Raw genomic sequence first — 22109 nt, 5'->3', positions numbered from 1 at the left:
ATTGTTTAACAAAGTCGATTTGGGATAATATATCTAAATAGATACGACTTTGTTATTTTTCTTAATTTTAAATGTATATGTATAAAATAAACATAGTGGGACACTAAAAGACCATGTAGGTTGAAATGGAGGATGCTTATGAAAAAGATTGCTGTGCTAACTAGTGGTGGGGATGCACCAGGAATGAATGCAGCCATACGTGCAGTTGTAAGAAGTGGTATTTATAATGATGCTAAGGTTATGGCAATAAAGCAAGGCTTTAATGGTCTAATTAATGCAAATATAGAAGAGATGAATTTATCTTCCGTAGCGGACATCATACATAGAGGTGGAACCATTTTAAGGACTGCCAGAAGTGAAGAATTTCGTACTGAAGAGGGACAAAGAAAAGCGCTCAATGTAATTAATGTATTAGGTATAGAAGGTATTATTGTAATTGGAGGGGACGGATCATTTAAAGGTGCAAAGAAGTTAAATGATTTGGGTATACCTACAATTGGTGTCCCTGGAACTATAGATAACGATTTAGGATATACAGACTATACTATTGGATTTGATACATCAATTAATACAGTAATCGATGCAATTAGCAAAATTAGAGATACTTCCACATCTCATGGTAGAGCTAATATTATAGAGGTTATGGGTCGTCATTGTGGAGATATAGCTTTAATGGCTGGACTTGCAGGAGGAGCAGAGAGTATTATTGTTCCTGAGGTAGGATTTAATGTTGATCAGGTATGTAATAAGCTACTAAAAGGAAGAAATAGAGGTAAGCTGCATAGCATCATTATATTAGCAGAAGGAGTTGGTGGTGCAGTTGAAATGAGCAAGGAAATTGAGGATAAAACTGGTATTGAAACTAGAGCTACCATATTAGGTCATATTCAAAGAGGTGGTAGTCCAACAGCTTCCGATAGAATTTTAGCTAGTAAAATGGGAGCAAAGGCAGTGGACCTGTTGCTACAAGGTATTAGTAATAGAGTAGTAGGAGTAAATGGGAAAAAGCTTATTGATATGGACATAGATGAGGCATTAAGTATTAAAAGTAATTTTGATATGGAAACTTATGAACTAGCGAAGATATTATCAATCTAATGAATATACAGATTAAACGAGGAGGAATTCGGGTGAAAAAAACAAAGATAGTATGTACAATTGGCCCTGCAAGTGAAAACAAAGATGTATTTAAGCAGCTCGTATTAAATGGATTAAATGTTGCTAGGCTTAACTTCTCTCATGGAGACCATGAAGAACACGGCGAAAGAATAAAAATAATAAAGGAAGTAAGAGAAGAATTAAAGGAGCCTGTAGCTATTTTATTAGATACTAAGGGACCAGAAATCAGAACTGGTAAATTTAAAGATCCTGAGGTAGGGCTTAAAGAAGGACAAAAGTTTACAATTACTACAAGAGATATACTAGGCGACAATACTATATGTAACGTGAGCTACACCGGGCTTGCTGAAGATGTGCAACGAGGAGATGTTATTTTAATAGATGATGGTCTAGTTGGGCTTAAGGTTGAAAATATTGTTAATGGTACAGATATTGAGTGTGTAGTTGAGAATGCAGGCGTTATAAAAAATAACAAGGGTGTCAATGTACCTGGAGTAAAAATTAATCTACCTGCTATTACTGAAAAAGATAGGTCTGATATTAAGTTTGGTATAGAAATGGATATAGACTTTATTGCTGCATCTTTTGTTAGAAAGGCATCGGATGTTTTAGCTATAAGAAAAATTTTAGAGGAAGAAAATGCAGATCACATTCAGATTATTTCTAAAATTGAAAACCAAGAAGGAATGGATAATTTGGATGAAATTATCGAAGTTTCTGATGGTTTAATGGTTGCAAGAGGAGACTTAGGAGTTGAAATACCCACAGAAGAAATTCCTTTAGCTCAGAAAGAAATGATTAAAAAATGCAATAGGGCGGGAAAACCTGTTATTACAGCAACTCAGATGCTAGACTCTATGATAAGAAACCCTAGACCGACTCGTGCAGAAGTAACTGATGTAGCTAATGCTATCTTTGATGGCACGGATGCTATTATGTTATCTGGCGAAACCGCTGCGGGGAAATATCCAGTAGATGCGGTTAAGGTTATGGGAAGTATTGCTAGACGTGCTGAGGCAGCAGTTGATTATCGTAACCTACTAAAAACTAAAGCCATAGAAAGAGAAACATCGGTAACTGATGCTATAAGTCATGCTACTTGTACAACTGCGGCAGATTTAGATGCATCAGCTATTCTAACAGCAACATCTTCAGGATATACAACTAGGATGGTGTCAAAATTTAGACCATCAGCACCAATTATTGCGGCTACAACAAAGGAAAGTGTTAGAAGAAGATTAAGCCTGAGCTGGGGAGTTTATTCAGTATTAACAGATCAACTTAACTCTACTGATGATATAATTGAATTATCTGTACAAAAGGCTCTAGATGCTAAACTTATTAATAATGGGGATCTTATAGTTATTACAGCTGGAGTTCCAGTAGGTGTTGCAGGTACTACAAACTTGATTAAGGTTCATATAGTAGGAGAAGTAATTTTAACAGGAACAGGAATAGGTAGAAAGTCTGCTACTGGAAAAGTTGTTGTTATAGATAGCGTTAATAAAGACTATGATAAGGTCAATGATGGAGATATTTTAGTAACAAAATTTACTGATAGAGAGTTAGTTCCTATAATGGAAAAAGCGGCTGCTATAATTACCGAAGAAGCTGGATTAACTAGCCACGGTGCAATTGTTGGACTTAATCTAGGTAAGCCTACATTAGTAGGAGCTCATATGGCTACAGAAAAATTGAAACAGGGAGATATAGTTACGGTAGACACTATAAGAGGACTAGTTTATAGTGGCGAAACAAAAGTACTTTAAATGTATGTAGTATCCTTTAATAATTCTTTTGATATACATACACATTTAGCTTATGAATTTCATATAATACAAGTAAAATCAATATTCTCCCCCTTTGTAGATGTTGATGATGTCACAGGAAAAAGCCTACGATTATTAATAATTGTGGGCTTTTTTCGATTAAATTGTTTTAAGCTAAAGGAAAATTTATTGTAATGGAGAATAAATCATATAGATATACAATAAAGAAAACTTAATTCAGATAGAATTTTAATTTTATATGAATCATAGTTGCACTTATTTCGAGGATTTATTGCTATAACTCCATATTAAAAATTGGAAGTTATAGCAATAAACCGAAGATAAATGGGCATAATTATGTTATAATATCCATATGTAGAAAGGGTAGGTGAACGCTTTGAGGCTTAATGAAACTAAACTAGTTACAAGATATGAAGAAACCGACCAAATGGGTATAATATATCATTCTAATTATTTTGTTTATTTTGAAGTGGGTAGAACAGATTTTTTAAAAAACTATGGTATGAAATACAACGACATGGAAAAAATAGGCATAATATTACCTGTGATAGAGGTAAATTGTAAATATAAGGTTTCAGCTAAATATGCGGATGAGCTAATTATAAAAACAACAATAGAAAAACTTAGTCCAACAAGAATAACATTTAACTATAAAATAGTTAGAGAAGTAGATGGAGTGTTATTAGCTGAAGGCTTTACAGAACACGCATTTGTAAGTAAAGAAAGTGGTAGGCCTATGAACTTGAAAAAGATACATAAAGAAGTGTATTTAAAACTTGAAGGTTTAATGTAATAAAAATTTGCATAATACTATATATATGATAAAGATTGAAAAATTCTATCCAGGGGTGAAAATATGCTATTTAAATTAATTTTGCTATTTACTTTATTACCTCTTTTAGACTTTGCTATATTGTTAAAGATAGGTAGTTATATAGGATTTAAGTATACCTTAGCTATAGTAATTGTAACGGGTATTACAGGAGCATACTTTGCCAAAAGAGAGGGCAGGGATATTATTACAAAGATAAAATTTGATATAAGCCAAGGGAAAATGCCAGCAGATGAGCTTATTGGTGGATTATGTGTTATTCTAGGCGGAGCTTTTTTATTAGCTCCTGGCTTAATAACTGATGCACTTGGATTGATGTTAGTTTTACCAATCACTAGGATTCCATTTATAAATATGATAAAAAGACGGTTTAAGAGAATGCTAACTGGAGGAAATCTGTGGTTTTATTTTAGGAGATAGCCAACTAATGAGGGGGAACAAAAGATGGAGGTTAGAAAATTAGGGAGAACTGACTATAATATAGGGGTTGTAGGTTTTGGTGGAATTCCTATACAAAGACTAGATGAAGAAGAAGCTGTTAGGTTAATTGATCTTGCTAGAAAGGAAGGGATTAATTTTATTGATACAGCTAGAGGATATGAAGCAAGTGAGAGTTTAATTGGAATAGGCATTAGAGGAACGAGAGAACATTGGACTATTGCTACTAAATCCATGGCTAGAGATTATGAAAGCATGAAAAAGGATATAGAAATTAGTTTGAAAAACTTATGCTGTGAATACATAGATTTATATCAGTGTCACAATGTTAGAACTAAAGATCAGTATGATCAAATAATGAGTGCTAATGGAGCATATAAAGCACTAGATGAGGCAATGAAAGAAGGAAAAATAAAGGCTATAGGTATTACAAGTCACGATATAGGTATTTTAGAGAGTGCTATAGAGACGGATTATTTTTCTACAATTCAGTTTCCTTACAATGCAGTTGAAAGACAGGCGGAAGATCTATTTAAGAAAGCTAAGGAAAGAAACATTGGAGTTATTGTGATGAAACCATTAGCAGGTGGAGCAATTACAAAGGGGAATTTAGCTCTAAGATTTATTTTAGAAAATCCTAATGTTTCTGTAGTTATTCCAGGAATTGATAGGGTCGAACAAGTTGCAGAAAATGCAGCAGTTGCAAAGTCTTTTATACCTTTAAATAAGGATGAAAGACAGGAACTTGAAAAACTTGCTAAAGAGTTAGGTTCTAAGTTTTGTAGGAGATGTGGATATTGTCTGCCTTGTCCTCAAGAGATTGATATTCCTACTCAGTTTTTAATGGAAGGATATTATACCAGATATGACCTAAAAGAATGGGCAGCAACAAGGTATTCCAGCTTACCCAAAAAAGCATCGGACTGTATTGAGTGCGGGAAGTGCGAAACAAGATGTCCATATGATTTGCCGATTCGAGAAATGTTGAAAAATGTAACTAAACAACTAGGTTAAATCAGGTATAAAAAGTTTGAAATTGTTAAATAATGCATAATAGGTTTTAATTATTTAGTTTTTAAGTAAGTAAAAAAGGACAACTGATTCTATTTTTGAGCACAGAATATCTGTGCTTATTTTTTTGATTAAATTTTGGGAAAGCAGAGAACGTAAATTATTTAGAGGTATATAAAAAAACCAAGACAAGTTTTTTTATTTGTCTTGGTTTTTATTATAAAATAAATATAAATAGACTTTTAATCTTCTGGATTAATATAAATTGGTGGAGCAAAATCATAAATTATTATTCCTTGCTCATTTGTATCTTTGGAATCAACTTTTACTTTAATGTTAACAAAATCCACATCATTTAAAGATCTAAAGGTAAATATAATACCATCCACCATCATTTGACGACGGTGGTCATTATTTTCATAGACCTTTAAAAATTCTTCATTAAATGTTAAAGTAAGTACACGGTTAGCAATGTTGTAATCCAACAACTCAACCTCATTAGGCACAATAGGATGCCTTTTAGAGTTATATATTTCAGGTATTCCTTTAAATTTCATAGTATCAAAAATAGTGTTAATATTATTATCATCATATTGATTTCCAAACATAGAGAAAGGAATTGGTGATAATAAAAATCTATTGGTGTCAGATAAATAAGCAGTGTAAATCATTGTATTCTCTGGTTTATGGTAAGGTATATCCATTGTCATACCGTGGAAAGCATCCTTTATAATCTTAGCATTAAATTGAAACTGGACCTTAGATATTCCATTGATAGACGTTAAAGAATTTACTAAACTATTTACTGCATTAGTAGAGGCGCTAGAACCTTGATTAAAGCTCCCAAGATCCGCAGGTAAATTTACATAGGCAGTATCTCCCGATTTTCCAGCCTTGCCTCCTACTGGGATGGGAGTTCCTAATGGCAAACCGAGATTGCTATTAGGACCCTTTTCTAAGTTTCTAAGGGTTGTAGTCAAAGGAGAACTTGTATATGGTACAAATCTTGTGATAGGTACTAAATAATTTGCTTCATTGTCTGGGAAATAAAGTGTTAGAGCAGTTTCCCCATGCTTAACTGATGTAATGGCGGGTAAAGCAGGAATATAGTTTCCTTCAGTATTAAAATGTATATCAAATTCAGCCTCTTCTGTAGATACATTTACATTATCGATATTAGGTCTAATTTTTAACTTATAAGAGCCATCAGGTAGATTTAATTTTTCTTGGTCGAAATCAAAAATGATGTAAACAGGAGTACTACTGTAAAGTTCAAGAGACTTATAATTACCAAGAGTCACAAGGTCATCTAAAGATAGATCTTGGATTGTATCACCATTAGATGTCAGCTCAACAGTAAAGGGATTATTTTCATTAAATAACAGCCCTGTGTAACTCTTATCTGAATCTGCAGAAAAGCCATATTTAATTTGAACATGATTAGAGGATATTACCTTTTCCTCCGTAGTGACAATAATAGCATCATTTTTGGAAACAATAGTTGGTATAATCGAACTAAAACTAATGCTACTTGCGTAAATAGGCATACCAGATGCTGTTATGCCTATTAATAGAAGTACAAAGATATTTCGAATCGTTCGTAACATTCAATCAACTCCAATCTTAGCTTATCCTAAGTTATACTTTATATTATAAAATATTGAAATGTTTCCGTAAATAGGAATCGTACAACAAATGTTGGCAAAATAGTAGCAAAGTAGTGTAAAATGATAGTTAAGTAATTTCATTCGACCATATCTGTCAAGATATATATAAAGGAGAGTTATTAGCATGGTAGAAAAAGATAAAATATATGACCTTAAAATAGATGGTTTAGGAAGTAGTGGAGAAGGTGTTGGCAAAATAAATGGTTTTACAATTTTTGTTTCAAGAGCTATACCAGGAGATATAGTAAAAGTAAAAATAAATATTTTAAAGAAGAACTATGGAGTAGGCGAACTATTAGAAATTATAGAGCCATCTGAAGATAGAATAGAGCCTAAGTGCCCAAACGCTAATATATGTGGTGGATGTCAAATTATGCATATGAGCTATGGAGCGCAGCTACAGATGAAGCGAAAAATTGTAGAAGATGCTTTAACTCGTATAGGGAAGATAAATACTACTGTTAATCCAACCTTAGGCATGGATAATCCATACGAATATCGTAATAAGGCTCAATTTCCTGTTGGGGTAATTGATGGTAAGGCAATTTTAGGCTTTTATAAGATGGGAACACATGACATTGTAGATACAGAATATTGCCATATTCAGTCTCCTATTAATGAAAAAATAGTTAAAATAGTAAAAAAATATATAGAAGATTTCAGTGTAAACGTATATGACGAGAAAAGTAGAACAGGATTAATTAGACATATAGTTACAAAAGCTGGTTTTATTACTGGTGAAGTAATGATTGTTATAGTAACTAATGGTAGAGATTTGCCACATAAAAATCAGCTTATTGAAATGTTTAAAGAAAATATAGATGGACTAAAGAGTGTTGTTCAAAATATTAATACAAAGAATACAAATGTTATTTTTGGACAGGAAACCATTACTTTATATGGAGAAGATAAAATAGTTGATTATATAGGAAATCTAAAGTTTCACATTTCAGCTCAATCCTTTTTCCAAGTAAACCCCACACAAACTAAAGTTCTATATGAAAAGGCATTGGAATATGCCGATTTATCAGGAAATGAAAGGGTATTTGATATTTACTGTGGTATTGGAACTATATCATTATTTCTAGCACAGAAAGCTAAAGAGGTACATGGTGTAGAAGTAGTAGAAGCCGCTATAACAGATGCAAGAGAAAATGCATCAATTAACAACATTAATAATGCTAACTTTTATGTGGGAAAGGCTGAAGAAGTAGTGCCAAGATTATATAAGGAAGGAATTAGAGCAGATGTTGTAGTTGTAGACCCACCTAGAAAGGGATGCGAGGAAAGTGTACTTGAAACAATAGTAAACATGGAGCCTAAAAGAATAGTTTATGTTTCTTGTAACCCAGCTACATTGGCAAGAGATTTAGCCTATTTAAATGAGAGAGGATATAATGTAGATAAAGTGCAACCAGTGGATATGTTTCCGCATACTAGTCATGTAGAAACTGTTGTCCTATTAAGTAAGTAAAATCAAGGGTTTCAGGGTTTTTCAAAGTTGCAAATGGTGGTTTTGTCCACATGGTGTCCACCAAAAATCACTTGGTGGACAAAGTACCATTTACAACATTTTCAAAGATATCAACTGAATGTTCTGCCATTTTTTCAGTTGCATGAGTATAAACATTCAAAGTGGTTTCAATGTCTGAATGTCCAAGTCTTGTTTGAACATCCTTCACATGTGCCCCATTTTCAATCAGCATGGTTGCATGGGTATGTCTTAATGAATGGAAGTTGAATTTGATATTCAATTCATGATGAATGACCCTTGCAGCATATTTGAATGAATCAGGTGATGAAAACTGACCGTTTTCTTTTCTCATGACCAGGTTGGCAATTGGTAATGCACAAGGAATGCTTTTTTCAACTGGTATGATCCTTTGGATGATGTTGTTCTTTTCATCCTTTTCATCTTTTAAATAATGGTTGGTGTAGTATTCACCATATAACAATTCTTGTTCCATCTGCCATTTTCTATATTGCTTCAATTCACTCACCAAGGTATCACCTATCTTGATTGTACGGTTAGAAGTTTCAGTTTTAGGTGTTCCAAAATACCAAGCTGACTTTTCTTCTTTCTTTCCTTTTTCTTTTAATACCTTCCTGACATCAACACCATAATTTCTTTTATATGCAATCTTTTCAACTGTCAGGGTCTTGTTCTTAAAGTCTATATTATCCCAAGTTAAACCATAAACTTCACCAATTCTTAAACCAGTGTAAAATCCAATCATCAAAGCATAATAATATGGTGTTCCCTTAAATCTATCAGTGATTGTTGTGAAGTCATTGATTGATATGATTGTTCTATTTGTTTCAGCTTTTGAATGCTCATATTTTGGATATTTAATATAATTTGCAGGACTATCCTTGATTAGCTTTGCAGGGATAACAGCATACTTCAATGATCCTGATAATGTTGCAGTTATATTCACCAAGTGTGATTTTTTATATCCACCATAGATGAACTTCTTATTAACAAATTCCTGGATCACTGTTGGTGTCAAAGATTTTAGCTTATACATTCCAAGTTCAGGTTTCAAGTGATTTTCAATGATGTTCAAATAAGCAAGTTGTGTGTTGTACTTCAAATTGACCTTCACATAATTTTCAAACCAATAATCAAGATAATCAGCAAAAGAAATTTCAGTTGGTTCAAAGTGCATCCCTGCATGGTTATATTCAGAAAGTGCTTTTGTTCCTGCTTCCAATGCTTCTTTCTTGGTCTTGAATCCACCTTTGGATATTTGATTTCTTTTTCCATCTATTTTAGCAGCTTCAAAACGGTATTCCCATTTGTCCCCACGTTTTCTTGTGTTTACTTCTGCCATGAATTTTCAATCCTTTCTTTAAGTTTTGCTATAAAACTCAAAGGATTTGTGATATAATACCATTGCTTGTAGGTACTATATTGATCCTTTGGGTTGATAAAGTAAATGTTAACAGCTTCTTATGTTCGCTGCATAAGGGGCTGTTTTTCTTTTTTCTAATTGGCAAAATGTGAATAAGTAACCGTTTCAACCTTACATTGTGGTTACAATAAGATCCTTGGTGTTCGCCGCACCAGGGGTCTTTTTTTCTTCCTTGGTAAAACAACCATTTGTTTCAATATTTTTAAGTTCATATTCAATCATGTTCTTAACTCTATTAGTCAGTTGTTCATGTTCAACAAGTGAAACAATAAAGGTATTACCTTCTTTTGTTGTTACCTTCCAAGTTGGAAAATTTGGATCTGCATCAGCTTCCATTGCAAGTCTTTCTGATTCTTCTTGGGAAGATCCTGAAACAGCACCTTGATATGCAGGTTCTATTTTATATCCCAATGAAGAAATATAGCTTTCCAAAGATTCCAATTGTGTAATATTTGAAGCTAATTCTTCCCAGTTTTTATAATCTGTCTTCCCTAATAGATAATCACTGGACACATTTAATTTGTTTGCTATCTGATCCACAGTGTCGATCTTTGGTGTCCTTTGATCCAGTTCATATCTGTTGATGGTTTGTGCAGGTAGATCCAATATCTTTGAAAATTCTTCTAATGTATAGTTTCCTTCTGATCTAAGATCTTTTAACCTTTGAGAAAATAAAGATAAGTCTTCTTTCATGTAGTCACCACCTTTCATAATGTCATTATAAATCATATTATCACCAAATGCAATATAAATATTCAAAAAAAGGTTGCTTTATATTTAATTTGGTGATAATATAAGAATATCACCAAATGGAGATAGAAAGGATGTGAAACAATGAAAATAAACACACAGTTATTAAGGGGTACAATTTACAGTAAATTTAAGTCACAAAATGAATTTACAAAAACCATTGGTTGGTCACAGAACAAGATTGGCAGGATATTAAAGGGTGAAATGATTCCTGACATTGAAGATTGCAATGCAATTGTGAAGGTACTGTCTTTGAGTATTGAAGAATACATTCAAATTTTTTTACCTTCCCTATCACCAAATGGTGATGAAATAGAAGGGGTGAAATAGTTGGAAGATATTCTTTATACAGTAACAGAAGCAGCAAAGCTGATCAAAACTAATCCTGCTTATGTATATAAACTGATCAATGCAGGTCTGATCCCAGTGATCAAGCTTGGCAGCAAGAAAATCAGAAAAAGCACCCTTCTTGAATTCCTTGAAAAGTATGAAGGTATGGATCTAACTGATCCAACTCAAATCAAGAAAATAGACTTAACTGAATAGAAAGGTGGTGGAAATAATGGATGAAATCACAACTACAACTGAATTGGTCAAGTTCTTCCTAATCAATGATAAGCAATCCAGGAACAGTGACAATTATTTGTTCTACCTGGTAGCAAAGAAGATCCTTGGAAGTAAAGGAATTGATATTGACAAGATTGGATTCAAGGATCTGTTCTTATCAATCAAAGAATATGGTCTTCCACAATATGAAACAGTTGGAAGATGCAGAAGAAAACTACAACATGATTTCCCTGATCTATCAGGATGTGAAACTGTCAGTATGCAAAGATTATTGAATCAAGATACATTCAGCGAATTTGCAATATGAAAGGCAGGTGAAAAAGGATGAAAGAAAAGTGCCTACAAGCAATTATTCAAAGGTTACTTGATAAGATCCAGGGTGATATCAATGTCATTCTTGAAAGCAGCAAATAAAATTTAAAAGAAGAAAGGATGAAAACAAAATGGCAAAATTAAATGATATTCAAATTGGTTCAGAAAAAATTGAACAAATCAAAATGGCAAACAAATATCCTATTGAGGTGGTAGGTGCAAACAAGTATCTATCTTTTCAGTTCATTGCAGCACTGATTGATCATGGTGGATTGGTGGACTGGTCAACATTTTCTGCACATGAAAGATACATGAAGGTTTGTGAACATTATGATGTAATACCTTTGAATCAGATCAGCTTTTCATTATTCGTAGTTAACAACTTCAACATTGAAATCATCAACAAGAAATCATGTGGAAAAAAATTCAGGGTTTTCAGACGGTTCAAGATGGTTCAAGATGGTTCAGGGCAAACATACAAGCTTTGAACCGTTTGAAACCCTTGAAATGTAAGGGGTTGCAGTTATCGGTTCAAGCAGTTCAAGGTGAATGTTATTTATTAAGTGATTTATAATAATCAATATTTTATTATCTTATTAAATAATATATACACTAATAATAAGTATATAAGGGGGTTTACCATGAACCCCTTGAACCGACAACCTGAAACCCAGTAATAGCAAGGATTTGAATCGGTTCGTGGTGAGGTTCACGGTTCAATGTGAATTTAAGAAAACATATAAAAAAACAAGAAAATGAAAGGTGGAAAACAAAATGATGAATATAACAAATGGAATTAAAGAGGTATTGGAAGTTTTGAAAAGTCAAACAGTTGAAGCAATTGAAGAGTTCAGACAAGAATGGATCATCAGCTTAAATGTTGATGAAACATTCAAGGAATTACATGTCGCAATGATCAATAATGTGTGTGATAGAGCAAAGCAGAAAGCCACTGCATAATTAAATTACACAATGGCTTCACTGGTTGAAAATACAATCAAATGAATTATACCATGTGAAGTCATTGTTTTCAATTTGAATAATTTAAGCACAGGGATAAGGTAAAAGTGACAAGGTAAAAAGAAAGGATGATGAAGATGGATCATGCAATAAATTCATTACAACCATTTTATGAAGTGACATTGGATCAGTTCATTGAAGAACATAGATCAGGAAATTATACTAAGCTTTCAGATAACCCATATTATACAGAAGTTAAAGCATTGATTGATGCAATGAACATATTAAGAAAATACCTTGGTTGGGAAACCATCAAGTTAAAGAATGAAGTTGAATTTTATATGGAAGGATGATGGAATGGCAAAATCAGTCACAGTTTATGAAGTCAGTCAGGTTATTGGAAAAGACATGGCACAGAAGTTAATTGAAGAATATGGTGGAATGTCATGCTATTTAAGCACAGACCCAATGGCACTTGAATTCCCTGGTAAACCTGAAAAGAACGAATATATAAAGAACTTGTTCTTCAATTCAGGAAAGTCAGTCAATGAAATAGCTGAAAAGGTTGGAATGTCCATTGATCATATAAGAAAGATCGTAAATGAAAGGTGAAATAAGATCCCTGCTGCTGTATGTAGTGGGGATTTTATTTGCTGAATAAATACAACATATAGTGGTTATTTTTCAGTAAACAACCATATGTTGTGTTTTGACAGTACAAATCAGGAATAACTTGATATAATTATTATAGGTTTTCTTTTCATTCTTCATTTTCATTTTATGTTCTTCCCTGGTTGCTTATATTGCCATTTAGGTGACCAGGTGAAGAAATACACAAGGAAGCAAAGAAAGCTTGTATATGACCATTATGTGAGTTGTGACAAGGTATTAATGTTGACTAATGTTGAAGCCTTTTATATTAAGAACATGAAATGAAAACCTGTCAAAACATGACATTTTAAAAAGTATTGTTGACTAATGTTGACATCAAAACTATTAAAAATAAAGGAAGGATGAAGATGATTAGTGACAGGTTAGTAACAAAATCCTTGATAAAGCCTGATACAACAGTAATTGATATTTATTAAGTAATAATTTGAAGAAAGGAAGGTGAACAGAATTGACAGATCAAGAAAAGAAATTTGCTGATGAATTTGTATTCAGATACTTCAACGGTGAAGAAAGAGATGGAAGAACAATTGCAGTTGAAGTTGCCAAATATGCAGGTTATTCAATACCTGATGATAATGTTGTTAAAGCTGATCTATTAGCACAGGCAATATACAACAAGGCTGAAATCAAGACCTATATTGAAGATCAGATCCAGGACTTCAAGTCAAAGTTGCATCCATCACAAAGAAGAATACTTTGGACTGCTATTGCTGCAATGACAGTTGGTGATCCTGGTGAATGGGATCATCATGGACTAATACAATCAAACATATAGAAAGGATGAAGAATAATGAAAAATTATGATTTAGAACTTAAAAATTTAAAGAGATCGACAGATGAAGTTCGTGAAACTATGAAACTTTACTCAAATACAGAATTAGACCCTGCTAATACTAAAGATTTAAAAGAATTCCTTGATGTTTACATGAAAGGTATTGTTAATGAATTAAATAAGATTGAAAACAAGAATACCTTGATTGTTGAATGTACTGATTTATTACAAGAGATATTCAAGCAATTAAAAGAATCAAAGACCACTGGATTTGATCTTAGCAAACTAATACCAGTAACCAACAAGTTGTACTTCAAAGTTCAAGAACTGATTGAATTTATTGGAAAAGTATTACCACGATTTGAACATAGTTTAAGACTATTGGCAGATGCACTTGAACAGATTGAAGAAGCAAGAATGCAGATTTCAGATATTGAAGAATTTGAAGGGTTCAATGAAAACTGCACACTTGGTGATTTAAAAGAATTTGTTCAAAAATACTTTAAGTAGGTGAAAACCTATGAATGATTATATTACACAGCAATTGGACAAGGTTCTTCAACTGAATCAGGAAAAGAACCAGGTGATCAAAAGGATCAAGACCATAAGAACCAAAAGGAAAGGAAGTCACCATCTGATGATCACCAAGGAAGAAAAGGGCATGCAGATTGAAAAAGCAAGAAAATTGTATGAAACAAAGATCAATGCAGTTTATATCAAAATGAACATGAAACTTAAAGAAGTAGGCTTGGAAGAATTAGAAAATCCATATCAAAATATGAAAGGGGTAAATTAAAATGTTTGATTTAGTAAAGAAAATACAGGCAATCATTGATGCCTATCATGACAACAGTGAACAGTTAGCAAAGGAAATCAAAAGAATAGTTGAAGAATGGGGTGCAGAAGTAAATGCCTACAAGATGGACTACATCAAAGAGCAGATCAGGAATGAAGTTGCTGCTGCAAGATCCAGTTCTGAATTGCTTAATAAGGTGTACAATCAAAAGCTGAATGTCATCCTGGATGAAGCAAAGAAGAAGGTGCTTCCTGAACTATCTACCAAAGCAACAAGACCTTCTGATTATGCAACCCAAGTGAACAATGCACTTCAATTCTTGATGATTGAAGCTGAACAGATCACTGATGAAACAGCATATATGATCCTGAAAAATTTCATTGATGACCTTGACCAAATGAAATTGTTCAAGAGTGTGATTGGTAAGAAAGTTGATTTAATAGATCCTAATGGAAATACTACCTTCCCATTGACTTTTGGAAAGTTGAACAAAGTTGAAATGATATTGAACAGTTTCAATGAAATGGATGCAATTGCAAATATGCTGTTTGTTTATCCAAGGGAAGATGGAGAAACCTATATTGTAAATGGTCAAGCTTACAGTGTTCCAATTGATTCATATGAACAGATGGCAGGTGAAGACAGCATCATCAGCTTTGCAGAAATCATTGAAGAATATGCAAATGTAATCCCTGGAATTAATCAGGTAACGAATCAGACAGATCCTATTGTTGAAGAATAACAATAACAAGGGGAACAGGGATTTGACACCTTGTTCCCTTATTCAATAGAAAGGTGGATTTAATAAATGAATATAGATGAAAATCTTCAAGCATTGATTCATGAAAAAACTTTTGAAGCACTGGTGAAAGAATTAAAAAAGAAAAATATGTTGAAATCAGGTAAACAGACACCATTTCAAAAGACTGAAACCCTGCTTTATAATTACCCAAAGTTTCAGAATGTGTTAAAAAATAAGTTAGAAGAAATTGAAATGATTGAAAAAGAAGGTATATCCATGAGAAGTAAAAGCTTTGTTCAATGGCGTTCAAACAATAGTTATGATAATTCCAATGATTATGAAAGATCCCTGAATGCTATTGACAAGATAAAGGCATCCATTGTTCAAATTGAAGGTTATATTTTCAAAATAGATGCTGCACTTAATCCCATTAAAGATGATCCATACTTTGAAATTATCCCAATGAAATATTTTGAGAGTAAGTCCAGGGAATATATTGCAGAAGAACTCTATTGTGATATAAGAACGGTTGATAGAAATAAAAATAGATTAGTTAATTTGCTTCAAATAAGGTTATTCAGTGAGGAATACCTTGAACAACTATTATTTGGATAGAAAGGAAGGTGAAGAAAATGAATCCAAACATAAGTGTAATTAATCAAAATTTATGGGCAGTTGATTTTGAATATATCAATCAGGGTTGGGTCAAAGATCTATCCTTCAACAATCCAAAACCATCAAATTATATGTGTTTTACTCATGATGGAAAGATCGTCATAAATAAGAATAAACCGTTCTATAAAGACATTATCAAATATTTAAAAATAATCATGAGATTCAAAGAAGAACAGCTTGGAACAGTTCAAGGTTTTCACTTCTTTCTTAGAATTTTCATTCCTAAAGCTGATAATTTGACTGATCAGGCATTTGAAAAGTTTATCCAGTCAGCACAATTGGATGCAGTTCAAAAGCAGTTCAATGATATATCGAATATAGAAAAAAATAGAAGGGTCATCCATGCTGAATATATCAAGGTTAATAAAAAAACTAATGGTATAGATAAAATCAAGAAAATATTTAAAAATAAAGGGGTGAAAAAATAATATGGCAAGTATAAGAACACAAATTGAATTAGTAGACAATATATCATCATCATTGCTTCATATTAACAGTGCATTGAATATGACAGTTAGTGCATTTGAATCAATGGATGCAGCTGCAAACAGTTCCTTTGATTCATCAAATTTTGATGGGGTTAGGGAACATATAAATGCAGCAAATATTGAATTGAATGAAATGGTTCAGAATATCAATGAAGCTGATCAGCAACAGCAAGAAATGAATGATTCACTTAACCAGGGAACAAGATCAGCAAGTGGACTTGAAAGAAAACTTCTTGGTGTAGCTGCAACATATGCTTCACTTCAAGGGGTTCAAAAGTTGTTGAACTTATCTGACACTGCAACTTTGACAGAATCCAGGCTTTCACTAATTGTTGATGATGGTGGATCAGTTGAAGAACTTCAAAATAAGATCTTTGCATCAGCACAAAATTCAAGGGCAGCATTTATGGGTACTGCTGATATGATTTCAAAACTTGGAATGAATGCAAAGGATGCTTTTTCAGGTAATGATGAGTTAATAAGTTTTGCTGAACAGCTAAATAAATCAATGGTAATTGCAGGTACATCAGCACAGGGTGTTGAATCTACTATTTACAACTTGACCCAAGCACTTTCAACTGGTGTTTTAAGGGGGCAAGATCTTAATGCTGTCATGAGTAATGCACCAAATATTGTTCAAAATATTGCTGATTATCTTGATGTGCCAATAGGGGAAATCAGAGATATGGCAGCAGATGGAATGATTACTGCTGAAATAGTAAAGAATGCTATGTTAGCAGCAACAGAAGCAACAAATGAAGCTTTTGAAAGTATGCCTATGACATTTGGACAAGTTGCAACCAGTATGAAGAATAAAGCATTGATGGCATTTAATCCAGTCCTGGAAAAGCTTAATGATATTGCAAACAGTGAAAGGTTCGACACTATGGTCACAGGCTTGACAGATGCAGTTGTATTTGCATCAGGTGTTGCAGTTGGGGCATTGGATATGATAACCCAAGCAGGGACATTCCTAGCTGACAATTGGTCAATCATTGCACCTTTGATCTATGGAGTGATTGCAGCACTTGGTTTATATACAGGTTATTTGGTTGTTACAAATGCAGTCCAACTGATCAGCACTGGAATTCAGACTGCACATGCAATTGCTATTGCAGTGAAGACAGGGGCAACCATAGCAGATGCAGCAGCAACAAACGGTTTGACAGTGGCACAATGGGCATTAAACAGTGCAATGTTGGCTTCACCTATCACCTGGATCATCATTGGTATTATTGCAATCATTGCTATTATTTACATGGCAGTGGCTGCATTCAATAAATTTGCAGGAACATCAGTCAGTGCAACAGGAATTATAATGGGTGCATTTGCTGTTTTAGGTGCTTTCATTTGGAATACAATTGTTGGTTTAATAAATGCAACTATTCAGTTCCTTTGGACACGTTTTGTTGAACCTTTTATTAGTATAATAGAATGGATTTTAAATGTTGCAAATGGTGGATTTAATAGTTTCGGTGATGCAGTTGCAAACTTAATAGGAAATATTATTTCATGGTTTTTATCACTTGGAAAAATAGTTACCAAGATTATTGATGCTATATTTGGTACAGATTGGACATCAGGACTTTCTTCCTTGCAGGATAGTGTTCTTGCTTGGGGTAAGAATGATAATGCAATAACCCTTGACAGAAATGCCCCAACCATTGATTCAAGAATTGAATACAGTGGTGCATGGGATGCAGGGTATTCATTGGGTGAAGGTATTGATGAAGCAGTTTCAAACTTTGACATTGGAAGTATATTTGAAAGCAATGTTCCTGATCCAAGTGATTATGCAAATGGTTATGATACATCTTCTATTCCAGGAAACATTGCTTCCACTGCTGACAACACTGGTGCAATCAAGGATTCAGTGGATATTTCACAAGAAGACTTAAAATATATGCGTGACCTGGCAGAAATGGAAACAGTCAACAGGTTCACCACTGCTGAAATTAAGGTGGATATGAGTGGGATGCAAAACATTGTAAACAATGAAATGGATCTTGATGGTGTAGTTAATTACCTTGGTGAAGGTGTAAATGAAGCTATGGAAAAAGCAGCAGAAGGGGTGCATGAATAATGTATGCTGAACTTTTAATTCAAAACGGAAACAAAGTATATATTCCAAGTGTTGAAGAAGGAATTGCCTGGTCAACTGAAAGAAAAGGATCACCAGGTCAATTGACCTTCAATGTTGTCAAGGATGATATTCTGAAATTTACAGAAGGAAATTCTGTCAGATTGAAGGTTGATGGAAAGAATGTTTTTTATGGTTTTGTATTTATAAAGAAACGTGATAAAGATGGGATCATCACTGTCACAGCTTATGATCAGTTAAGATATTTGAAGAATAAAGACACCTATGTTTATACAAATAAGACAGCAGGTGAATTCATTCAGATGATTACATCAGATTTTCAGATGCAGTCAGGAACAATTCAAGATACTGGTTATAAAATAGCATCCAGGGTTGAAGACAATGTTGCTTTAATCGACATGATCCAAAATGCATTGGATCTGACCTTGCAGAACAAGAAAGAAATGTTTGTCTTATATGATGACTTTGGAAAGCTTGCTTTGAAAAGCATTCAATCCATGCATGTGAATTTATTGATTGATGAAGAAACTGGTGAAAATTACAGTTACACTTCTTCCATTGATTCTGACACATACAATAAAATCAAATTAGTATATGACAATGAAGAATCAGGAAAAAGGGATGTTTATATTGCACAAGATTCAAGCAATATGAACAATTGGGGTATCTTACAATACTTTGACACACTTGAAAAAGGTGAAAACGGAAAAGCAAAAGCAGATGCCCTTCTATCCCTTTATAACAAGAAAACAAGGAACTTGACCATCAAGAATGCCCTTGGTGATACCAGGGTCAGAGCAGGTTCAATGGTAGTTGTTCAATTAAACTTGGGTGACATTAAGTTGAACAATCTGATGCTTGTGGAAAAATGCAAGCATAACTTCAACCATGAAGAACACTTCATGGATCTAACTTTAAGAGGGGGTGAATTTGTTGCATGATTTTAATGATCTATTAGTTTTAATTAAGAAGTCAGCAGTTGATGCAGTGAATGCATCCAAACCAACTGCAATTGTTTATGGTAAGGTCATCAGCAGTTCACCCCTTAAAATAAATGTTGAACAAAAGATGACTTTAACTTCTGCACAACTGGTTTTGACCAGGAATGTGACAGATCATAAAGTTTTCATGACTGTTGATCATATCACTGAAAACAAAAGTGGTGGAAGTGGAGAAGCTTCTTTTTCATCACATAATCATGAATACAAAGGAAAAAAAGAATTCACTATTCACAATGGCTTGGTTGTTGGTGATGAAGTGATCATGATTCAGATGCAAGGTGGTCAAAAGTACATTGTAATAGATAAACTATAAACATATTGAAGACCCCTGGACTATAAAACAGTTCAGGGGTCTTTTCCCATTTAATGAAGATAACAATATTCGACATAACCCCTTATAATATAAGTATTGCAGCATATCTGCAAAATTTTATATTTAAGGGGGTTCATTATATGAACAGAATAAAGAAAAGAAGCTTGAAGATGACCTTACTGGTAGTTTTATTGATTGGGGTAATGATTACCAGTCAGATGATGCAAGCAATGGCTACTTCAACAGAACCAGTTGCAATTGCTTCCAACTTCTCACAGTTGTATTCAGCTATGATCCAGGCAAAGGATGGTGATGTCATTGGTATCAATGGAATTATCAGTATTGTAGGTGAAAAGACAAATGTTGGTTATGCTGATAAGCATATTATAATTAAAAGAATGAATTCATCTTCTCGTTTCAATGTTAGTTCAGAAACTACCTTTCAGAATTTGACTTTTGATGGTGGTGGAATAGCTACTTACAATGCATATGCCACTACAAGTGGGAAAGTAACATTCCAGGATGTCACGTTTCAAAACAGTTTAAGTGAATCATCAGGTGGTGGTGCAATTCATGTTATGAATAACACTGTTGATTTCAACAACTGCACCTTTGATAATAACACTGCTCTTGAAGGTGGTCATATATTCGTGAATAATGCATCCACTGTCAACATTGATGGCAGCACATTCAGGAATGGACATGCTTCAAACAGTGGTGGTGCTGTCATGAATTCATACTATGAAGCAACCACGAACATCACAAATAGTGTGATCACAGAAAATTCAGCAGGAAAACATGGTGGTGGTATTTTCAACATGGGTAGAATGAAGATCACAGGAACAAAGATCTTTGATAATACTGCACCCAATGGTGCTGATCTTGCAAATGTTGCCTATGGAAATTTGAACCTTGCAGATTCAATTGAAGTCCTGGTTGAACTGTTCAAAGATGATGGAATCATTCCCAAAGCTTGGATCAATGACTATGATGGAAGAACTGATTTAAGTGGTGAATATATAGATCCAACTGCACAAAATTCCCTTTTCAAATTAGATTATGAAATTCCACCAACAGAAGTGACCCTTTCCCCTTCATCCCTGGGAACTGCATCAGATGGAAAGATCATTGGACTTGAATCAGGAAAGTATTACAAGATCACATCAGATGATGTTGTAAGCTATTCCAAATCAGATGGATCATTTACAGCAACAGAATTGGAAGCAGAAGCATTGACAGGTTCAGAAATTATTGGATTGACCAATGGTGTGACCTATTTGGTCGAAGAATATATTCCACCAGTTGAAGAAGAACCCACTGACCCAACAGATCCTGATCCTGAAACCCCTGATGAAGAAGATCCAGTTGAAGAACCAACTGATGAAGAAGAACCCAAAAATCCAGTTGACCAGGAAGAACCAAAAGATGAAGAAGTGGATGCAGACCCTGACCATGAATCAGATCCACCCACTTCAACAACAAATTATACAACCAATAGCAATAATACATCAAATACCACCAACAACACAACCAATAATTCAACCACTCATAATTCAGATTCAAGGGATGACAGTTCCACAGTGAACAACAATTCTTATGACCACTCAACCCATACCACAACAGAAAATACATACCTTCCCCCTTCCAATGATGGTGGAAGTGAAAAAGGTGGTCAAGCATCAGCAAGTCAGCATCAAACTATTACAGTTGACTATGGCAGAATGCTAACAAATGCTAACGTTCAGGAAGATGGAAAGAATATCACCATCAATGTCAATGTGAATGTTGACACAAATGAAAAGAAAGCAGATGAAGCTGAACCACAGGCAGTGGAAGTTTTATCATCCAATGTTGAAGCTGATCCATCATCATCAGCATCCAACATCACCTGGACTGAACTGGTGAAGATCTGTCTTCTGTTTGGGATCTTCATTTGTGTTTTTAGAAGACCCATAGCAAAATAGGTTGATCAGGCACTTTGCATCTTGCAAGGTGCTTTTTCAAGGGATATATTACATCAAGACCTTTATTGAAACGGTTATATGGGCAATATATGACTTTAAAGTTTTCAGATAATTTGATTTACAATGGTATTTATTGGTGTTATTATAAAATTGAACTTGTTTGAACAAAATGAACCAATTACATCAAGCAGAATAAGACTTTTGAAGAACTTCCTTGTGTAAAG

General features: G+C 33.8%; 26 protein-coding genes. 23 read left to right on the top strand and 3 right to left on the bottom strand.

What is annotated here, in order from left to right; translation table 11 throughout:
- Nucleotides 1-138: 138 nt before the first annotated feature.
- From pfkA to HYG84_RS01460, 5 genes are all read left to right on the top strand, one after another.
- Nucleotides 139-1098 carry a 6-phosphofructokinase gene (pfkA, locus tag HYG84_RS01480; protein WP_212380090.1) on the top strand — a complete coding sequence of 320 codons (960 nt, stop codon included), beginning with the start codon at nt 139-141 and terminating at the stop codon, nt 1096-1098.
- Nucleotides 1098-2888 carry a pyruvate kinase gene (gene pyk / locus HYG84_RS01475; protein ID WP_212380088.1) on the top strand — a complete coding sequence of 597 codons (1791 nt, stop codon included), beginning with the start codon at nt 1098-1100 and terminating at the stop codon, nt 2886-2888. The genes pfkA and pyk overlap by 1 nt, the downstream gene beginning before the upstream one ends.
- A gap of 397 nt (nt 2889-3285) precedes the next feature.
- Nucleotides 3286-3702 (top strand): acyl-CoA thioesterase, encoded by a 417-nt coding sequence (locus HYG84_RS01470; protein WP_212380086.1) that lies wholly within the window; start codon nt 3286-3288, stop codon nt 3700-3702.
- A gap of 63 nt (nt 3703-3765) precedes the next feature.
- The gene (locus HYG84_RS01465) at nt 3766-4161 is read left to right on the top strand and encodes an FxsA family protein (RefSeq protein ID WP_212380084.1); all 396 of its coding nucleotides are present in this window, start codon (nt 3766-3768) and stop codon (nt 4159-4161) included.
- Nucleotides 4162-4185: 24 nt separating this feature from the next.
- Nucleotides 4186-5193, top strand: coding sequence for an aldo/keto reductase (locus tag HYG84_RS01460; RefSeq protein WP_212380082.1), 1008 nt, complete (start codon nt 4186-4188; stop codon nt 5191-5193).
- A gap of 239 nt (nt 5194-5432) precedes the next feature.
- On the opposite strand, the gene HYG84_RS01455 is transcribed toward HYG84_RS01460, so the two are convergent.
- Nucleotides 5433-6797: a GerMN domain-containing protein gene (locus HYG84_RS01455; RefSeq protein ID WP_212380080.1), complete on the bottom strand. Its 1365-nt coding sequence runs from the start codon at nt 6795-6797 to the stop codon at nt 5433-5435.
- Between the two features lie 184 nt (nt 6798-6981).
- On the opposite strand from HYG84_RS01455, the gene rlmD reads away from it, so the two are divergent.
- Complete coding sequence (gene rlmD, locus HYG84_RS01450; RefSeq protein WP_212380079.1) at nt 6982-8331, top strand: 23S rRNA (uracil(1939)-C(5))-methyltransferase RlmD; 1350 nt, start codon at nt 6982-6984, stop codon at nt 8329-8331.
- A gap of 67 nt (nt 8332-8398) precedes the next feature.
- Here rlmD and HYG84_RS01445 read toward each other — a convergent pair whose 3' ends face one another.
- The gene (locus HYG84_RS01445) at nt 8399-9691 is read right to left on the bottom strand and encodes a site-specific integrase (protein ID WP_212380077.1); all 1293 of its coding nucleotides are present in this window, start codon (nt 9689-9691) and stop codon (nt 8399-8401) included.
- A 192-nt stretch (nt 9692-9883) separates the two neighbouring features.
- The gene (locus HYG84_RS01440) at nt 9884-10465 is read right to left on the bottom strand and encodes a helix-turn-helix domain-containing protein (protein ID WP_212380075.1); all 582 of its coding nucleotides are present in this window, start codon (nt 10463-10465) and stop codon (nt 9884-9886) included.
- A 141-nt stretch (nt 10466-10606) separates the two neighbouring features.
- Between HYG84_RS01440 and HYG84_RS01435 the strand changes: the two genes are divergently transcribed.
- The 17 genes from HYG84_RS01435 (at nt 10607) to HYG84_RS01360 (ending at nt 21885) form a co-directional block, all read left to right on the top strand.
- Nucleotides 10607-10852 (top strand): helix-turn-helix domain-containing protein, encoded by a 246-nt coding sequence (locus HYG84_RS01435; protein WP_212380073.1) that lies wholly within the window; start codon nt 10607-10609, stop codon nt 10850-10852.
- A complete protein-coding gene (locus HYG84_RS01430) occupies nt 10853-11068 on the top strand; it encodes a helix-turn-helix domain-containing protein (protein ID WP_212380071.1) in 216 nt (71 codons plus the stop codon).
- 16 nt (nt 11069-11084) lie between these two features.
- Nucleotides 11085-11396, top strand: coding sequence for a hypothetical protein (locus HYG84_RS01425; protein ID WP_212380070.1), 312 nt, complete (start codon nt 11085-11087; stop codon nt 11394-11396).
- Nucleotides 11397-11532: 136 nt separating this feature from the next.
- The gene (locus HYG84_RS01420; RefSeq protein ID WP_212380068.1) at nt 11533-11889 is read left to right on the top strand and encodes a hypothetical protein; all 357 of its coding nucleotides are present in this window, start codon (nt 11533-11535) and stop codon (nt 11887-11889) included.
- A gap of 286 nt (nt 11890-12175) precedes the next feature.
- A complete protein-coding gene (locus HYG84_RS01415) occupies nt 12176-12361 on the top strand; it encodes a hypothetical protein (protein ID WP_212380066.1) in 186 nt (61 codons plus the stop codon).
- 137 nt (nt 12362-12498) lie between these two features.
- Nucleotides 12499-12714, top strand: a complete 216-nt coding sequence (locus tag HYG84_RS01410) for a hypothetical protein (RefSeq protein WP_212380064.1) — start codon at nt 12499-12501, stop codon at nt 12712-12714.
- 4 nt (nt 12715-12718) lie between these two features.
- A complete protein-coding gene (locus tag HYG84_RS01405) occupies nt 12719-12973 on the top strand; it encodes a Mor transcription activator family protein (RefSeq protein WP_212380062.1) in 255 nt (84 codons plus the stop codon).
- A 508-nt stretch (nt 12974-13481) separates the two neighbouring features.
- Complete coding sequence (locus HYG84_RS01400; protein ID WP_212380060.1) at nt 13482-13808, top strand: hypothetical protein; 327 nt, start codon at nt 13482-13484, stop codon at nt 13806-13808.
- Nucleotides 13809-13823: 15 nt separating this feature from the next.
- On the top strand, nt 13824-14315 hold the full coding sequence (locus HYG84_RS01395; RefSeq protein ID WP_212380058.1) for a hypothetical protein: 492 nt from the start codon (nt 13824-13826) through the stop codon (nt 14313-14315).
- Nucleotides 14316-14466: 151 nt separating this feature from the next.
- Nucleotides 14467-14601: a hypothetical protein gene (locus HYG84_RS20490; protein ID WP_256442563.1), complete on the top strand. Its 135-nt coding sequence runs from the start codon at nt 14467-14469 to the stop codon at nt 14599-14601.
- Nucleotide 14602: 1 nt separating this feature from the next.
- On the top strand, nt 14603-15343 hold the full coding sequence (locus HYG84_RS01390; protein WP_212380056.1) for a hypothetical protein: 741 nt from the start codon (nt 14603-14605) through the stop codon (nt 15341-15343).
- 66 nt (nt 15344-15409) lie between these two features.
- Nucleotides 15410-15958, top strand: coding sequence for a sigma-70 family RNA polymerase sigma factor (locus HYG84_RS01385; RefSeq protein ID WP_212380054.1), 549 nt, complete (start codon nt 15410-15412; stop codon nt 15956-15958).
- Between the two features lie 17 nt (nt 15959-15975).
- Nucleotides 15976-16446 carry a hypothetical protein gene (locus HYG84_RS01380; protein ID WP_212380052.1) on the top strand — a complete coding sequence of 157 codons (471 nt, stop codon included), beginning with the start codon at nt 15976-15978 and terminating at the stop codon, nt 16444-16446.
- 1 nt (nt 16447) lies between these two features.
- A complete protein-coding gene (locus HYG84_RS01375; protein ID WP_212380050.1) occupies nt 16448-18589 on the top strand; it encodes a tape measure protein in 2142 nt (713 codons plus the stop codon).
- Nucleotides 18589-19548 (top strand): XkdQ/YqbQ family protein, encoded by a 960-nt coding sequence (locus HYG84_RS01370; RefSeq protein WP_212380049.1) that lies wholly within the window; start codon nt 18589-18591, stop codon nt 19546-19548. Before HYG84_RS01375 ends, HYG84_RS01370 begins: the two co-directional genes overlap by 1 nt.
- Nucleotides 19541-19921 carry a DUF2577 domain-containing protein gene (locus HYG84_RS01365; protein ID WP_212380047.1) on the top strand — a complete coding sequence of 127 codons (381 nt, stop codon included), beginning with the start codon at nt 19541-19543 and terminating at the stop codon, nt 19919-19921. Before HYG84_RS01370 ends, HYG84_RS01365 begins: the two co-directional genes overlap by 8 nt.
- Nucleotides 19922-19974: 53 nt before the next feature.
- Nucleotides 19975-21885 carry a hypothetical protein gene (locus HYG84_RS01360; protein WP_212380045.1) on the top strand — a complete coding sequence of 637 codons (1911 nt, stop codon included), beginning with the start codon at nt 19975-19977 and terminating at the stop codon, nt 21883-21885.
- Nucleotides 21886-22109 lie beyond the last annotated feature (224 nt).

The organism is Alkaliphilus sp. B6464 (genome assembly GCF_018141165.1).
Taxonomy (GTDB): Bacteria; Bacillota; Clostridia; order Peptostreptococcales; family Natronincolaceae; genus Alkaliphilus_B.
This window is presented reverse-complemented; position numbering and strand designations above follow the sequence as displayed.

What these genes read in the sequence shown, in the direction of transcription:
- HYG84_RS20490 (WP_256442563.1), top strand. Translation starts at nt 14,467, where the DNA reads ATGCAGATTGAAAAAGCAAGAAAATTGTATGAAACAAAGATCAATGCA.
- HYG84_RS01405 (WP_212380062.1), top strand. Translation starts at nt 12,719, where the DNA reads ATGGCAAAATCAGTCACAGTTTATGAAGTCAGTCAGGTTATTGGAAAA.
- HYG84_RS01375 (WP_212380050.1), top strand. Translation starts at nt 16,448, where the DNA reads ATGGCAAGTATAAGAACACAAATTGAATTAGTAGACAATATATCATCA.
- HYG84_RS01385 (WP_212380054.1), top strand. Translation starts at nt 15,410, where the DNA reads ATGAATATAGATGAAAATCTTCAAGCATTGATTCATGAAAAAACTTTT.
- HYG84_RS01360 (WP_212380045.1), top strand. Translation starts at nt 19,975, where the DNA reads ATGAAGATAACAATATTCGACATAACCCCTTATAATATAAGTATTGCA.
- pfkA (WP_212380090.1), top strand. Translation starts at nt 139, where the DNA reads ATGAAAAAGATTGCTGTGCTAACTAGTGGTGGGGATGCACCAGGAATG.
- HYG84_RS01370 (WP_212380049.1), top strand. Translation starts at nt 18,589, where the DNA reads ATGTATGCTGAACTTTTAATTCAAAACGGAAACAAAGTATATATTCCA.
- HYG84_RS01410 (WP_212380064.1), top strand. Translation starts at nt 12,499, where the DNA reads ATGGATCATGCAATAAATTCATTACAACCATTTTATGAAGTGACATTG.
- pyk (WP_212380088.1), top strand. Translation starts at nt 1,098, where the DNA reads ATGAATATACAGATTAAACGAGGAGGAATTCGGGTGAAAAAAACAAAG.
- HYG84_RS01390 (WP_212380056.1), top strand. Translation starts at nt 14,603, where the DNA reads ATGTTTGATTTAGTAAAGAAAATACAGGCAATCATTGATGCCTATCAT.
- HYG84_RS01415 (WP_212380066.1), top strand. Translation starts at nt 12,176, where the DNA reads ATGATGAATATAACAAATGGAATTAAAGAGGTATTGGAAGTTTTGAAA.
- HYG84_RS01465 (WP_212380084.1), top strand. Translation starts at nt 3,766, where the DNA reads ATGCTATTTAAATTAATTTTGCTATTTACTTTATTACCTCTTTTAGAC.
- HYG84_RS01420 (WP_212380068.1), top strand. Translation starts at nt 11,533, where the DNA reads ATGGCAAAATTAAATGATATTCAAATTGGTTCAGAAAAAATTGAACAA.
- rlmD (WP_212380079.1), top strand. Translation starts at nt 6,982, where the DNA reads ATGGTAGAAAAAGATAAAATATATGACCTTAAAATAGATGGTTTAGGA.
- HYG84_RS01380 (WP_212380052.1), top strand. Translation starts at nt 15,976, where the DNA reads ATGAATCCAAACATAAGTGTAATTAATCAAAATTTATGGGCAGTTGAT.
- HYG84_RS01460 (WP_212380082.1), top strand. Translation starts at nt 4,186, where the DNA reads ATGGAGGTTAGAAAATTAGGGAGAACTGACTATAATATAGGGGTTGTA.
- HYG84_RS01455 (WP_212380080.1), bottom strand. Translation starts at nt 6,797, where the DNA reads ATGTTACGAACGATTCGAAATATCTTTGTACTTCTATTAATAGGCATA.
- HYG84_RS01435 (WP_212380073.1), top strand. Translation starts at nt 10,607, where the DNA reads ATGAAAATAAACACACAGTTATTAAGGGGTACAATTTACAGTAAATTT.
- HYG84_RS01395 (WP_212380058.1), top strand. Translation starts at nt 13,824, where the DNA reads ATGAAAAATTATGATTTAGAACTTAAAAATTTAAAGAGATCGACAGAT.
- HYG84_RS01440 (WP_212380075.1), bottom strand. Translation starts at nt 10,465, where the DNA reads ATGAAAGAAGACTTATCTTTATTTTCTCAAAGGTTAAAAGATCTTAGA.
- HYG84_RS01445 (WP_212380077.1), bottom strand. Translation starts at nt 9,691, where the DNA reads ATGGCAGAAGTAAACACAAGAAAACGTGGGGACAAATGGGAATACCGT.
- HYG84_RS01425 (WP_212380070.1), top strand. Translation starts at nt 11,085, where the DNA reads ATGGATGAAATCACAACTACAACTGAATTGGTCAAGTTCTTCCTAATC.